At 72.3% G+C, this 12884-nt stretch carries 11 protein-coding genes; 4 read left to right on the top strand and 7 right to left on the bottom strand.

What is annotated here, in order from left to right; translation table 11 throughout:
• Positions 1 to 151 precede the first annotated feature (151 nt).
• The 4 genes from ACFYXV_RS17550 to ACFYXV_RS17565 all read right to left on the bottom strand — a co-directional run bounded on the left by ACFYXV_RS17550 (position 152) and on the right by ACFYXV_RS17565 (position 3524).
• Entirely contained in the window at positions 152 to 1045 is an 894-nt protein-coding gene (locus tag ACFYXV_RS17550; protein WP_389383346.1) for an amino acid ABC transporter permease, read from the bottom strand.
• On the bottom strand, positions 1042 to 1716 hold the full coding sequence (locus ACFYXV_RS17555; RefSeq protein ID WP_389383348.1) for an amino acid ABC transporter permease: 675 nt from the start codon (positions 1714 to 1716) through the stop codon (positions 1042 to 1044). Before ACFYXV_RS17555 ends, ACFYXV_RS17550 begins: the two co-directional genes overlap by 4 nt.
• An 81-nt stretch (positions 1717 to 1797) precedes the next feature.
• On the bottom strand, positions 1798 to 2649 hold the full coding sequence (locus ACFYXV_RS17560; protein WP_389383350.1) for a glutamate ABC transporter substrate-binding protein: 852 nt from the start codon (positions 2647 to 2649) through the stop codon (positions 1798 to 1800).
• Between the two features lie 89 nt (positions 2650 to 2738).
• A complete protein-coding gene (locus ACFYXV_RS17565) occupies positions 2739 to 3524 on the bottom strand; it encodes an amino acid ABC transporter ATP-binding protein (RefSeq protein ID WP_383501332.1) in 786 nt (261 codons plus the stop codon).
• A gap of 280 nt (positions 3525 to 3804) precedes the next feature.
• Between ACFYXV_RS17565 and ACFYXV_RS17570 the strand changes: the two genes are divergently transcribed.
• Together ACFYXV_RS17570 and ACFYXV_RS17575 are read left to right on the top strand one after the other, a co-directional pair.
• Complete coding sequence (locus tag ACFYXV_RS17570) at positions 3805 to 4509, top strand: response regulator transcription factor (RefSeq protein ID WP_385469866.1); 705 nt, start codon at positions 3805 to 3807, stop codon at positions 4507 to 4509.
• A 12-nt stretch (positions 4510 to 4521) separates the two neighbouring features.
• Entirely contained in the window at positions 4522 to 5934 is a 1413-nt protein-coding gene (locus ACFYXV_RS17575) for an ATP-binding protein (RefSeq protein WP_389383351.1), read from the top strand.
• A gap of 25 nt (positions 5935 to 5959) precedes the next feature.
• Here the strand turns inward: ACFYXV_RS17575 and ACFYXV_RS17580 are convergent, their stop codons facing one another.
• Both ACFYXV_RS17580 and ACFYXV_RS17585 read right to left on the bottom strand, forming a co-directional pair.
• Positions 5960 to 8107 (bottom strand): endo-beta-N-acetylglucosaminidase, encoded by a 2148-nt coding sequence (locus ACFYXV_RS17580; RefSeq protein ID WP_389383352.1) that lies wholly within the window; start codon positions 8105 to 8107, stop codon positions 5960 to 5962.
• Between the two features lie 102 nt (positions 8108 to 8209).
• Positions 8210 to 9490 carry a glycosyl hydrolase gene (locus ACFYXV_RS17585; protein WP_385469860.1) on the bottom strand — a complete coding sequence of 427 codons (1281 nt, stop codon included), beginning with the start codon at positions 9488 to 9490 and terminating at the stop codon, positions 8210 to 8212.
• Positions 9491 to 9702: 212 nt separating this feature from the next.
• Here ACFYXV_RS17585 and ACFYXV_RS17590 point away from each other — a divergent pair, with 212 nt between their 5' ends.
• On the top strand, positions 9703 to 10734 hold the full coding sequence (locus ACFYXV_RS17590; RefSeq protein WP_385469858.1) for a LacI family DNA-binding transcriptional regulator: 1032 nt from the start codon (positions 9703 to 9705) through the stop codon (positions 10732 to 10734).
• A 96-nt stretch (positions 10735 to 10830) separates the two neighbouring features.
• Complete coding sequence (locus ACFYXV_RS17595; RefSeq protein WP_383501351.1) at positions 10831 to 11772, top strand: ROK family protein; 942 nt, start codon at positions 10831 to 10833, stop codon at positions 11770 to 11772.
• Positions 11773 to 11806: 34 nt separating this feature from the next.
• Here the strand turns inward: ACFYXV_RS17595 and ACFYXV_RS17600 are convergent, their stop codons facing one another.
• Entirely contained in the window at positions 11807 to 12802 is a 996-nt protein-coding gene (locus ACFYXV_RS17600) for a TAXI family TRAP transporter solute-binding subunit (protein WP_385469856.1), read from the bottom strand.
• Positions 12803 to 12884: the final 82 nt, after the last annotated feature.

A 12884-nucleotide genomic window follows, 5' to 3' on the forward strand; every position in this document is an offset into this window, starting at 1 on the left:
CACAGAACGTATGCAACCCATTGGAGGTGCCTGCGTCAAGTGACACCCGGCCCCGCCAACGCCGTGTGGTGCGGCGGATGAGTTCCGCCGCACCACAGGTGTCACACAAGTGTACTGACCGGGCGTCAGCCGCCCGAACCGGGGAGAGCCGTCAGGGAGCCTGTCCCACGCCGGCGGCGCCGCCCGCGTCGACCTCGGCCACGTCCCCGGCGACGACCGCGCCGGAGCCCTTCCGCGACTTGCGCAGCCGGCCTTCGAGCCAGGAGGCGAAGGTGGTGAGCGCGAAGTTCATGATGATGTACAGCAGTGCGATCACGACGAGCGTCGGGATGGTGTTGCTGTAGTTCGCCGAGATCTGCCGGTTCATGGACAGCAGCTCGGCCAGGCCCAGTACCGCACCACCGATCGCGGTGTCCTTGAGGATCACGACGAGCTGGCTGACCAGCGCGGGCAGCATGGCGGTGACGGCCTGCGGGATCAGCACGTGCTGCATGATCTGGCCCTTGCGCATGCCGATCGCCTTGGCCGCGTCGGTCTGGCCGCGCGGCAGCGACTGGATGCCGGCGACGACGATCTCGGCGATGACGGCGGAGTTGTACAGCACCAGGCCGGTGACGACCGCGTACAGCGGTCGCAGTTCGGAGCTGACGGTGCTGTAGCGCACGTACAGCGCGGAGCCGAAGAGCATCAGCATCAGCACCGGGACGGCACGGAAGAACTCGACCCAGGCGCCCACGGGGATCCGTACCCACCGGTGGTCGGAGAGCCGGCCTATGCCGAGCAGCGCGCCCAGCGGCAGCGCGATGACCATGGCGATGAGTCCGGCGCGCAGCGTCTCGCCGATGCCCGGCAGCAGGAACGTCGTCCAGACGTCGCCTTCGGTGACGAACGGGCTCCACTTGTCGGCGTCGAGCTGGCCCTTGTCGGCCATGGTGCCGAGCACCCACCACAGGACCAGTGCGACCACGACGACGAAGACGGCCGTGTAGATCCAGTTGCGGGCCTTGGCCTTGGGGCCGGGGGTGTCGTACAGAACGGAGCTCATCGCTTCACCGCCACTCGCTTGGCCACCCAGCCCAGCAGCAGGCCGGTGGGCAGGGTCAGCAGGACGAAGCCGAGGGCGAAGACCCCGAAGACAGCGAAGAGCGCGTCCGCTTCGTTCTCGGTCATTTCCTTCATCAGCAGTGCCGCCTCGGCGACACCGGCGGCCACGGCCACCGTGGTGTTCTTGGTGAGGGCGATGAGCACGTTCGTGAGCGGTGCGATGACCGCCCGGAAGGCCTGGGGGAGCACGATCAGGGTGAGCACCTGGAAGAAGCTCAGACCCAGTGCGCGAGCGGCTTCGGCCTGGCCCACGGGCACCGTGTTGATGCCCGAGCGGATCGCCTCGCAGACGAAGGTGCCGGTGTAGGCGATCAGGCCGAGGACGGCGAGCCGGAAGCCGATCTCCTTGAAGGTGCCGCCGCCGAGCGTGACGCCGAGGGTCTGGTTCAGACCCAGCGAGCAGCCGATGATCAGGACGGTCAGGGGGGTGTTGCGCACGATGTCGACGTACGCGGTTCCGAAGGCCCGCATCAGGGGGACCGGGCTGACCCGCATCCCCGCGAGGGCGGTGCCCCAGATCAGGGATCCGGCCGCCGAATAGAGGGTGAGCTGAACCGTCACCCAGAAGGCTCCGAGCACGTCATATTGCCCGGAATTGAGAAAGTCGAACACGTTGCCCTGCGCTCCCCAGGATGGCCGGTGAGGCGCGCCGCCGCCCGTGGCAGGCGGGCGGCGACGCGCCTCACCGAGGAATCAGCTGCCTTCGGTGATCTGCGGGGCCGGCTCGGCCTTGTAGCCGGCGGGGCCGAGGTTCGAGTCCACGGCCTTCTGCCAGGAACCGTCCTCGACCATCTTCTTGAGCGCGGCGTTGACCTTCGTCTGGAGGTCCTTGTCGCCCTTCTTCAGGCCGATGCCGTAGGGCTCGTTGCTCAGGTTCAGGCCGACCAGCTTGAACTTGCCCTTGTTCTTCTCCTGCGCGGCGTAGCCGGCGAGGATCGAGTTGTCCGTGGTCAGCGCGTCGACGGCCTTGTTCTCAAGACCGGTCAGGCACTCGGAGTAACCCGGGTTCTCCTTCAGGTCCGCCTCGGGGGCCAGCTTGGTCTTGACGTTCTGGGCGGAGGTGGAGCCCGCGACCGAGCAGAGCTTCTTCTTGTTGAGGTCCTCGGCCTTGGTGATCGAGCTGTCGTCGGCGCGGACCAGCAGGTCCTGGTGGGCCAGGAAGTACGGGCCGGCGAAGTCGACCTTCGCCTTGCGCTTGTCGTTGATCGTGTAGGTCGCGACGACCAGCTTCACGTCGCCGTTGGCGATCAGGTTCTCGCGCTCGGCGCTGATGGCCTGCTTGAACTCGATCTGCTCGGGCTTGTAGCCGAGCTCCTTGGCGACGTAGGTCGCGACATCGACGTCGAAGCCGGTGTACTTGCCGTCCGGGGTCTTGAGGCCCAGACCGGGCTGGTCGAACTTGATGCCGATGACGATCTTGTCCTTGGCGCCGCCGGACGCGCCGCCGTCACCGCTCGCCTTGTCGCTGCTGCCGCCACAGGCGGTCGCCGTCAGGGCGAGGACCGCGGCAACGGCTGCGGCCGCACCGGCCTTGAAAACCTTCATGGTGAACTTCCCTCGGATGAGACGTTGTTGGGCGAGGAGCGGCGACATGTGCGTCGCGCTGCCACGGGATCACTACCAGAGCAAGACCGTCAGTGGTGCAGGATCTTCGAAAGGAAGTCCTTCGCACGGTCACTGCGCGGGTTGCTGAAGAACTGCTCGGGTGCGGCCTCTTCGACGATCTTTCCGTCGGCCATGAAGACGACCCGGTTGGCCGCGGACCGCGCGAAGCCCATCTCGTGCGTGACGACCACCATCGTCATGCCCTCCCGGGCGAGCTGCTGCATGACTTCCAGCACCTCGTTGATCATCTCCGGGTCGAGCGCCGAGGTCGGCTCGTCGAACAGCATCACCTTCGGGTCCATCGCCAGCGCGCGGGCGATCGCCACGCGCTGCTGCTGGCCGCCGGACAGCTGCGCCGGGTACTTGTCGGCCTGCGAGCCGACACCCACCCGGTCCAGCAGGGACTTGGCCTTCTCCAGCGCGGCGGCCTGGTCCGTCTTGCGGACCTTGAGCTGGCCGAGCATCACGTTCTGCAGCACCGTCTTGTGCGCGAACAGGTTGAACGACTGGAAGACCATGCCCACATCGGCGCGCAGCCGGGCCAGCTCCCGTCCCTCCGACGGCAGTTCCTTGCCGTCGACCGTGATGGTGCCCGAGTCGATCGTCTCCAGGCGGTTGATGGTCCGGCACAGCGTGGACTTGCCCGATCCCGAGGGACCGATCACGACCACGACCTCACCGCGGGCAATGCTCAGATCGATGTCCTGAAGCACGTGCAGCGCGCCGAAGTGCTTGTTGACGTTGCTCAGTACGACCAGGTCGTCCGCGGCCGGGGCCGCATCCTGCGCGTCCTTGGTCACTGATACTCCGCTCATCGGCTTCTTGCTCCGTCCTCCTCGGTTGGGAGGACAGTAGTGACGTGGCGCGCACACCGTCATTACATCTGAGGGAGAATTGAGCATAACGAAACGGCCTCGCTCCGATACGCTCCGTGCGCACCTGGCTGCCGGGGCCGGATCGCCCGTACCGGGTGCATAACGGAAGACTCGCCGGAGCGGAACCCCCTTGACGTGGGCCTCTTCATCGGCGTGGATGCAGGGTGGCCCTGACCGCGGGCCCTGATCAGGAAAACAGGAAACAGGAAAGGGGGACGCCATGAGACTGCTGCTCGTCGAGGACGACGACCACGTCGCCGCCGCCCTGTCCGCGATCCTCGCCCGGCACGGCTTCCAGGTGACCCACGCCCGCAGCGGCGAGGAGGCCCTGCAGGCCCTGCTGCCGGCCGGAGCTCCCCCCTTCGGCGTCGTCCTCCTGGACCTCGGCCTGCCCGACCAGGACGGGTACGAGGTGTGCGGCAAGATCCGCAAGCGCACCTCGACGCCCGTGATCATGGTGACGGCGCGCGGCGACGTGCGCTCCCGCATCCACGGCCTCAACATGGGCGCGGACGACTACGTCGTCAAGCCATACGACACGGGTGAACTCCTCGCACGCATCCACGCCGTCGCCCGGCGCACCGGCGCCTCCGAGGAGGCCGCCGCCACCGGGGCGAGCGCCCCCGACGTGGTCCGGATCGGCCCGGTCAGCATCGAACTGCCCACCCGCAGGGTCAGCGTGGACGGAGTCGACGTACCCCTCACCCGCAAGGAGTTCGACCTCCTCGCGCTGCTCGCCCAGCGCCCCGGAGTCGTCTTCCGGCGCGAGCAGATCATCAGCGAGGTGTGGCGCACCAGCTGGGAGGGGACCGGCCGGACCCTGGAGGTCCACGTCGCCTCGCTGCGCTCCAAGCTGCGCATGCCCGCCCTCATCGAGACCGTCCGCGGGGTGGGCTACCGGCTCGTCACCCCGGCCGCGCCCTAGCGGAGGCCCGTCGTGCGCGCCCGCCTGCTCCCCCTGCTCGTCGTCCTGATGGCGGGAGTGCTCCTCGCCCTCGGCTTCCCGCTCGCCGTGAGCCTGGCCGCCGGGCAGCAGCAGCGCGTGGTGGTCGACCGGATCGACGACAGCGCCCGCTTCGCCGCCCTCGCCCAGTTCGTCATCGACGCCGAGGGTTCCGGCTCCGCCGGCGCCACCGAGCGCCTGGAGACGCTCCAGCTGGAACTCGCCCGCTACCAGCAGCTGTACGGCATCCGCGTCGGCATCTTCCTGCGCGACGACAACGCCATGGCCCGCGCCCCCGGCTGGTGGGAGCTCCCGGAGGCGGGCGAGGGCCGCCGCGCCTTCCTGGAGGCCCTCGCCGGGCGCCGCAGCCACGACCCGGCCCAGGTGTGGCCCTGGCAGACGCACGGCAAGCTGCTCGTCGCCTCCCCGGTCGTCCTCGACGGCGACGTGGTCGCGGTCGTCGTCACCGAATCGCCCACCGACCAGATGCGGGCCCGCATCCTGGACGGCTGGCTGATCATCATCGCCGGGCTCGCCGCGGCGATGCTCGTCGCGTTCGGCGCCGCCCTCGTACTCACCCGCTGGGTGCTCAAGCCGGTGTGGACCCTCGACGCGGCCGCCCACGGCATCGCCACCGGGCGGATGAACTCACGGGTCGCGGCGGCCGGCGGGCCCCCGGAACTCCAACGCCTGGCCCATTCGTTCAACGAGATGGCCGACAACGTGGAAGAGGTCCTGGAGCAGCAGCGGGCGTTCGTCGCCGACGCCTCCCACCAGCTGCGCAACCCGCTCGCCGCGCTGCTCCTGCGGATCGAGCTGCTCGCCCTCGAACTGCCCGAGGGCAACGAGGAGATCGCTTCCGTGCGGGCCGAGGGCAAGCGCCTGACCCAGGTCCTGGACGATCTGCTGGACCTGGCGCTGGCCGAGCACACCTCCGCCGAGCTCAGCCTCACCGACATCGGCGAGCTGACCGCGGAGCGGGTCGCCTCCTGGCGCCCGTACGCCGAGGAGAAGGGCGTACGGCTGACGGAGACGGGCCGTACCGCCGTGACGGGCTGGGCCGACCCGATCGCGCTCTCCAGCGCGCTCGACGCCGTCATCGACAACGCCCTCAAGTTCACCCCGGAGGGCGAGGAGGTCGAGGTGTCGGTCGCCGCGGCCGGGCCCTTCGTCCACGTCGTCGTCGCCGACCGCGGGCCCGGCCTGACCGACGAGGAGCTGCTGCGCGTCGGCGACCGGTTCTGGCGCAGCGGCCGCCACCAGAACGTCAAGGGCTCCGGGCTCGGCCTGTCGATCTCCCGGGCGCTGCTCGCCGCGGGCGGCGGGTCCCTCGCCTACGAGAAGAACCCGCCGCACGGGCTGCGGGTGACGGTGGCCGTCCCGCGCAGCGATCCGCACACGGCCTGAGGGACGGGACCCCGCAAGGGGGCCGTCAGCTCCAGGGGAGCGTGGCGGCGGCCGGGGCGGAGGCCGCGTACAGCTCGTCCACGGCCCGGACCTCGAAGCCGGCCGCCGGCTCCTGTCCTGCCCGGGTCACCGCCGGGAGGTACAGGGCCGTGCCGCAGGTGCCGCCGAGGAAGCGGCGGGTGCCGTCCGGGAGCAGGCGGTACAGCTCGTAGTGCCGGACCGGCCCGGCCGCCGGGCGCCAGGACAGCCGTACGGCGGCCTTGCCGTCCTGCTGTGCCGAGGCGTCGACGGTCAGGGCGCCCGGGGCCGCCGGAAGCCGCCGCGCGGTGTCCTCGCGTACCGACAGGGCGCCGAGCCGCCAGGACACGGCTCTGGTCCCGCGGGCGGTGACCCGTACGGCTATCCCGTACGCGGTCCTGCCGCCCAGGGCCGCCAGAGCGACCCGGGAGGTGTGCCAGGCCCCGGCGGCGGAGCCCTGGGCCGGGACCTTCAGCCAGGTGTACGGGACCGGCTCGCCCGGGGCGGCCGGCTCGCGCGTGGCCACGCCCACCTCGACGGTGACCGTGCCCGACTCGGTCGCGTGCACCAGCTCCAGCACGGCGGAGGCGGTCAGCGGCAGCCGCGTGCTGTGCAGCCCGACGACGGCGGGGGCGGTCAGGGAGCCGGCCACCAGGAGGCTGGATCCGCCGCGCCAGGCCCTCGCGAAGTCCAGGGTGACGGAGGGGCGCGCCCCCGTGGTCTGGACGGCCCAGCGGCGGCCCGGGAGCCGGTCCTGGAGCCCGAGGTGGTTCCACGGGGTGTCGGAGGTGACCCGGCCGTCCTCGTACCAGCGCTCCCCGTGCCCGGTGTTGAAGGCGCAGGCGAAGGGCAGCGCGCTGACGGTGGACCGGTCCGCGACGGCGGTGGCGGGCGCCCGCCAGGTGCCCTCGGGGGCCGGGTGGGCCGGGTCGAGGGACTCGCCCGTCCAGAACCGGTCGTCGGCGCGGTGGAAGGCGCCGGGGGAGCGGTCGGTGAGGTGGTTTCGGGTCCACTCGGGCCGGTAGAAGCCGAAGCTGACGACGTGGGAGCGGTCGCGCGGGATGAACGCGTCCCAGCGGACGCCGGAATTCCAGCCGGCCGACTCCACGTCCAGGGCCGCCCACAGCTCGTGGCGGGAGCGGCCCAGCCGGTCGGCGAGCGCGCCGGAGGCGGCCAGGGTCTGCGCGGTCCAGCGGAAGTCGACGAACACCGTGTCCGCGACCCGGCCCGCCCGGTCCTCGAAGAACTCCTGGTTGAGCGCGTTGAGGGCGCCCTGCCAGCCGACCCGGCCGGTGCTGTTCATCGCGTCGTACCAGGTGATCCGCAGCCCGTACGGGGCGCCCGCCGCCCGCAGGGCGCGCAGGAACTCCCGCATCCGGGCGGCGAGCGCGCTGTCCCCGCCGTCGGTCTCGGCGTTCACGAACCAGCCGTCGAACCCGTACGTCCGCGCCACCAGTACGAGCTTCTCGGCGATGGGGAACCCGCCGAGCGGGTCCCGCTGGACGAGGTCCCGGGTCCACTGGAGGTCGCCGCCGTACACGACGGGCGGCAGGAAGATGTTGCCGAGCACCGGGACGCCGTGGCGGTGGGCGGCGTCGACGACGGGCGCGTTCGGGGCCAGCACGATGCCCTCGCCCGAGGAGCCGCCCCAGAACACCAGCTCGTCGAGGTACGCCCAGTGCGTGAGGGCGTAGTGGTCGGCGGTGGCGGAGCCCTGGGAGGGGTTCTGGGCGGTGGGCCCGAAGGAGACCAGCGAGGAGATCCGGGCCTGGCCGCTGCGGGCGCCCGCGTTCGGGGGCACGGGGGTGAAGCGGGGCGCGAGCGGCACGGCCGCGGTGTTGTACGCGAGGTCCGGATCGGACTCGGGGGTCCACTGCTTGAGGGAGCGCCAGGTGATGCCGGGGCCGGGTGCGCCCTGGGGGAGGGAGTCGGGGAACCAGTACGAGGCGTACGGCGCCAGGTCGGGGGCGGCGGCCGGCGGACCCGCAGCCGGCGCGGCCTGGGCCTCGGTGGCGGCGCCGATGCCGCCGAGCAGCGCCGCGGCGCCCGCTCCGGCACCGGCGGCGAGGACGTGGCGGCGGGTCGGCGGGATCGTGCGCGGCCGGCGTAACGGGCGGGAGGTGCGAGGGTCGGCGCCGTTGTCGGTCTCGGACATGCGGGGCTCCTCGGTGACGGTGACGGTGACGGTGACGGTGACTATGACTATGACGGGGAGGGGGCCTGTGACGGGGACAGGGGCTGTGACGGGGACGGGCGGTCAGCGTGCGGGCGGTCGGATGACCTCGGGGACGCGCAGCACCTCCGTGATGCCGCGCGCCGACAGGTGGGCGGGGTCCTCGGCGAGCTCGGCCAGAACCACCGCGGGGCGCACCCCCTGGGCCGTCAGCGCGGCCCAGGCCTCGAAGAAGGCGCCGCCCGGGGCGCACACCGAGCGCCCCGGCGCCCCCTGCGCCCCGCCGACGTCCACCACCAGCGCGGTGGACCGTACGGCCGGGCGGTGTTCGCGGCCCCGCCAGCGCGCGGCGATCCGGGCGACGGCCGCGCCGGCGGGCTTGACCCGGCGGTCGTTGGTGAGCAGGCCGAGCCCGTACTCCAGCTCCGGGAAGTCCGCGAGCTCCCGGGACACGTCGTGCGAGCACCACCAGGTCACGCCCCACAGGTCCGGGCAGTCCAGCACGTTCGCCACGGTCGCCTCGGTGAAGGCGGCCGCGTGCTCGGCCGGGATCAGCGGCGCGGGCGCACCGACCTCCTGGAGCCACACCGGCCGGTGCGCATCGCGCGCCCAGGCCTTCGACAGCTCGACCAGGTACGCGGCGTGGTGCTCGGTGGCCGTGCCGGTGCGGCCGTGGAGCTGGGCGGTGCCGTTGAACACCCAGGAGTGCACGGCCGTGGCGGCGCCCAGCCGGGCCGCCTGGGCCGGAGTGAAGGGGTGGCCGTCCCGGTACCAGGCGGCGTCGTACTCGGCGTGCACGTGGAGCCGGCCCGGCGCGCCCTTCGCGCACGCGGCGAGCATCCGTTCCAGCCAGCGGCCGGCCTGCTCCCCGGTGATCCGGTCGGGGTCCGGATGCGGGCCGTCGGAGAACTGGTTGACCTCGTTGCCGACCGTCATGCCGAGGAAGTTGGGCCGGTCGGCGAGGGCCGCGGCCAGCGTGCGCAGGTACTCCTCCTGCGCGGCGACGACGTCCGGATCGGTGAAGATGCCGCGCCGGTGCCAGGTCCCGGTCCACGCGGGCAGGAAGTCGAAGCTCGACAAGTGTCCTTGCAGACCGTCCACGCTGACGTCGAGTCCGCGCTCGGCGGCCGTGTCGGCGAGCGCGACGAGCTGCTCGACGGCGCGCGGCCGGATGAGCGTCCGGTTCGGCTGGAACACGGGCCACAGCGGGAAGACCCGTACGTGGTCCAGTCCGAGCGCGGCGATCGAGTCGAGGTCGGCCCTGACCTCGTCGAGGTCGAAGTCGAGCCAGTGGTGGAACCAGCCGCGGGACGGGGTGTAGTTGGCGCCGAAACGGAGCGGGCGAGGGGAGGCTTCGTCGTGCATAAGGCGTCCTGGAGTTCTCGGGAATTCGCCGGGTGGGCACAACCTGCCGGGTGCGGGGAGTGAAGTCAACAGGGCCTCGGACGGCTGTACTTAAGCGCTTCAGTACCGTTGACAGAAGGGTTTCGGCCTCTCAAGCTGGTCCGAACTAATGCGGTTTAGTTCCGGCTTCCGAATGCGTACGGAAATGGCCGGAGGGAAGGGGCAGGCACGTCATGGCCCGCAGGCCCACCATCAAGGACATCGCCCGCCGGGCCGGGGTGTCCGAGAGCGCCGTGTCCTTCGCGCTCAACGACCGGCCCGGCGTCTCCCAGAACACCCGCGCCCGGATCCGCCGCGTCGCCGAGGAGCTGGGCTGGCAGCCCAACAGCGCCGCGCGCGCCCTGTCGGGCGAGCGCTCCGGCGCGGTCGGACTCGTTCTCGCCCGGCCCGCGCAGACCCTCGGCGTCGAATCGTTCTTCCTCCAACTGGTCTCCGGCATCCAGGAGGTGCTCTCCGCGGACCGGGTCGCACTGCTCTTCCAGGTCGTGGACGGCATCGACGCCGAATGCGCCGTGTACCGCCGCTGGTGGGCCGAGCGGCGCGTCGACGGTGTCCTCGTCGTGGACGCGCGTACGGACGACCCGCGGCCGGAGCTCCTCGCGCTGCTCGGGCTCCCGGCCGTGATGATCGGAGGGACGGGCGCGGGCGGGGAGTCGTCTTCCGTCTGGGCCGACGACGCCCGCGCCATGGCCCAGGTCGTGGACCATCTGCACGGGCTGGGCCACCGGCGGATCACCCACATCGCCGGGCTGCCCGGCCTCGCCCACACCGCCCGCCGCATCGCCTCGCTGCGCGCCGAGGCCGAGGCGCGCGGCCTCGACCCGGAGCACGTGCGCTCGGTGGTCACGGACTACTCCGACACCGAGGGGGCGGCCGCCACCCGCAGGGTCCTCGCCGAGCCCGAACCGCCGACCGCACTCGTCTACGACAACGACGTGATGGCGGTCGCCGGCGTCGCCGTCGCCGCCGAGCTGGGCATCGCGGTCCCCGGCCGGATCTCCGTGGTCGCCTGGGACGACTCGGCGCTGTGCCGGGTCACCCACCCCCGGCTCACCGCCCTCGTGCGCGATACCGCGGGGTTCGGCCGGCTCGCCGCCGAGGAGCTGCTCGCCGTGCTGGCCGGGAGCCCCCCGAGGGCCCGGGAGAGCGAGCGGCCGCGGCTGGAGCCCCGGGAGAGTACGGCCCCGCCGGCGGCCGCATACTGATTCCGACCCCTTCCTGGAGCCGCTTCCGTGACGAGTCCCACCTCCGCCCTGCCCGCACCGCACGCCACCGCCGCCGCCCCCGATCCGGCGGCCGGCCTGACCGTGGCCATCGACATCGGCGGTACGAAGATCGCCGGGGCGCTGGTGCACCCCGACGGCGCGATGACGGCCACCACCCGCCGGCCGACCCCGCGCGCAGCGGACGGCGACGGGGTCTTCGCCGCCGTGGCCGAGGTCGTCGCCGAGCTGGCGGGCTCCCCGCTGTGGTCCGCGGCGGTCCGCTGCGGCATCGGCAGCGCGGGACCCGTGGACACCTCGCGCGGCACGGTGAGCCCGGTGAACATCGGGGCGTGGCGGGAGTTCCCGGTCCAGGCGCGGGTCGAGGCCGAACTGGCCCGGCACGGAGCGGCCCTGCCGACCGTACTCGCCGGTGACGGCGTGGCGATGACCGCAGCCGAGCACTGGCTGGGCGCGGCCCGGGGGCACGCGAACGCCCTGTGCATGGTGGTCTCCACCGGGGTGGGCGGCGGGCTGATCCTGAACAACCAGCTCCACCCGGGTCCCACGGGCAACGCGGGCCACATCGGGCACATCAGCGTGGCTTTCGACGGTGAGCCGTGCGTCTGCGGGAGCCGCGGATGCGTGGAGTCCATCGCCTCCGGGACCGCCATCGCCCGGTGGGCCCTGGCCCAGGGCTGGACCCCGGCGGATCCGGACGGGGACGCTTCCGCGGCGGGCGTGGCCGCGGCCGCCGAGGCCGGGGACCCGGTCGCCGTGGCGGCCTTCGACCGGGCGGGGCGGGCGCTGGCGGCGGCCATCGCGGCCACCGCGACGCTGGTGGAGACGGACATCGCGGTCATCGGCGGGGGCGTCGCCACGTCGGGGGACACGCTGTTCGCGCCGATCCGCGCGCACCTGGCGGACTACGCCACGCTCTCGTTCGTACGGGGCCTGCGGGTGGTCCCGGCGGCCCTGGGGACGCACGCGGGGCTGATCGGGGCGGCCGCGGCGGCGCTGATGCTGCTGCCGGGCAGCTGACCGGGGCTACCCGCCCCGATCCGAAGGACACGGCCTACGGCTTGACCGAGCGGTAGTACAGCTGGGCGCCCTCGTGCAGGTCCAGCGGTTCCGTGTAGATCGCCGTCCGCAGGTCCACCAGCTGCGCGGCGTGCACCGCGTGCCCGATCTTGTCGCGGCTGGCGATCACCGTGCGCGTGAACCGCTCCGTCAGCTCCGGGTCCGTCTCCTCGGTGGTGACCAGCAGGTTAGGCACGGCCAGGGTGGCCACCGACGAGGTGTTCCGGGCCCGCGCGTACGCGTCCTGCGGCATCACCGCCGCCCGGTAGTACCGCGCCGGGGTCCCGCTCGCCTGGAGCGACTGCACCAGGTCGCCGAGCTGCACGAGCCGGATCTCGTACCGGTCCGCCAGATCGCGCACCGCCTGCGTCGGCAGTCCGCCGGACCAGAAGAACGCGTCGATCCGGCCGGCCTCCAGCTCCGCCGGCATGGTGTCGATGCCTATCGACACCGGGGTGATGTCCCGCGCGGGGTCCAGCTTGGCGGCCCTCAGCAGCCGTTCCGAGATCAGCCGCACCCCGGATCCCGGCTGGCCGATCGCGACCCGCTTGCCCTTCAGGTCCCGCGCCGACTGCACGCTCGACCCGGCCGGGACCACGAGCTGTACGTAATCGTCGTAGAGGCGGGCCACGCCGCGCAGCCGCTCCGCGCCCGGCTTTCCGTCGGCCCGGTACTTGGAGACGGCGTCCGCCGTGGCGATCGTGAAATCGGCCTTCCCGGTGGCCACGCGCTGGAGGTTCTCCTGCGAGCCCTCGCTGGGCTGCAGCCGCACCTTCACATCGGGCATGTCCTGGGCGAGGGCCTGCTCCAGCAGCTGGCCGTAGCGGTGGTAGACGCCGGTGCGGACCCCCGTGCTGAAGGTCAGTTCGCCCTTGATCTCCGGCTCCCCGAAGGGCCTGAGCCACCAGGCGAGCACCCCGAGCACCGCCAGTACGGCCACCAGCCCCCACAGGGCGGTGCGCCTGCGGATGCGGGGCGGTACGTGAGCCATGCCGCGATCCTGCCACCGGGCGCGGCCGGTGTCACGGCCCGCCCGCGGCGGAGGGGGCCGGAGGGGTTCCGGGTACCGCCTA

Origin of the sequence: Streptomyces sp. NPDC002181 (assembly GCF_042890485.1) — a bacterium.
In the GTDB taxonomy this organism is placed as follows: domain Bacteria; phylum Actinomycetota; class Actinomycetes; order Streptomycetales; family Streptomycetaceae; genus Streptomyces.

Bases quoted from the DNA above. Each gene is read 5' to 3' on its own strand.
- ACFYXV_RS17580 (WP_389383352.1), bottom strand. From the start codon at position 8,107: ATGTCCGAGACCGACAACGGCGCCGACCCTCGCACCTCCCGCCCGTTA.
- ACFYXV_RS17590 (WP_385469858.1), top strand. From the start codon at position 9,703: ATGGCCCGCAGGCCCACCATCAAGGACATCGCCCGCCGGGCCGGGGTG.
- ACFYXV_RS17585 (WP_385469860.1), bottom strand. From the start codon at position 9,490: ATGCACGACGAAGCCTCCCCTCGCCCGCTCCGTTTCGGCGCCAACTAC.
- ACFYXV_RS17550 (WP_389383346.1), bottom strand. From the start codon at position 1,045: ATGAGCTCCGTTCTGTACGACACCCCCGGCCCCAAGGCCAAGGCCCGC.
- ACFYXV_RS17565 (WP_383501332.1), bottom strand. From the start codon at position 3,524: ATGAGCGGAGTATCAGTGACCAAGGACGCGCAGGATGCGGCCCCGGCC.
- ACFYXV_RS17570 (WP_385469866.1), top strand. From the start codon at position 3,805: ATGAGACTGCTGCTCGTCGAGGACGACGACCACGTCGCCGCCGCCCTG.
- ACFYXV_RS17560 (WP_389383350.1), bottom strand. From the start codon at position 2,649: ATGAAGGTTTTCAAGGCCGGTGCGGCCGCAGCCGTTGCCGCGGTCCTC.
- ACFYXV_RS17600 (WP_385469856.1), bottom strand. From the start codon at position 12,802: ATGGCTCACGTACCGCCCCGCATCCGCAGGCGCACCGCCCTGTGGGGG.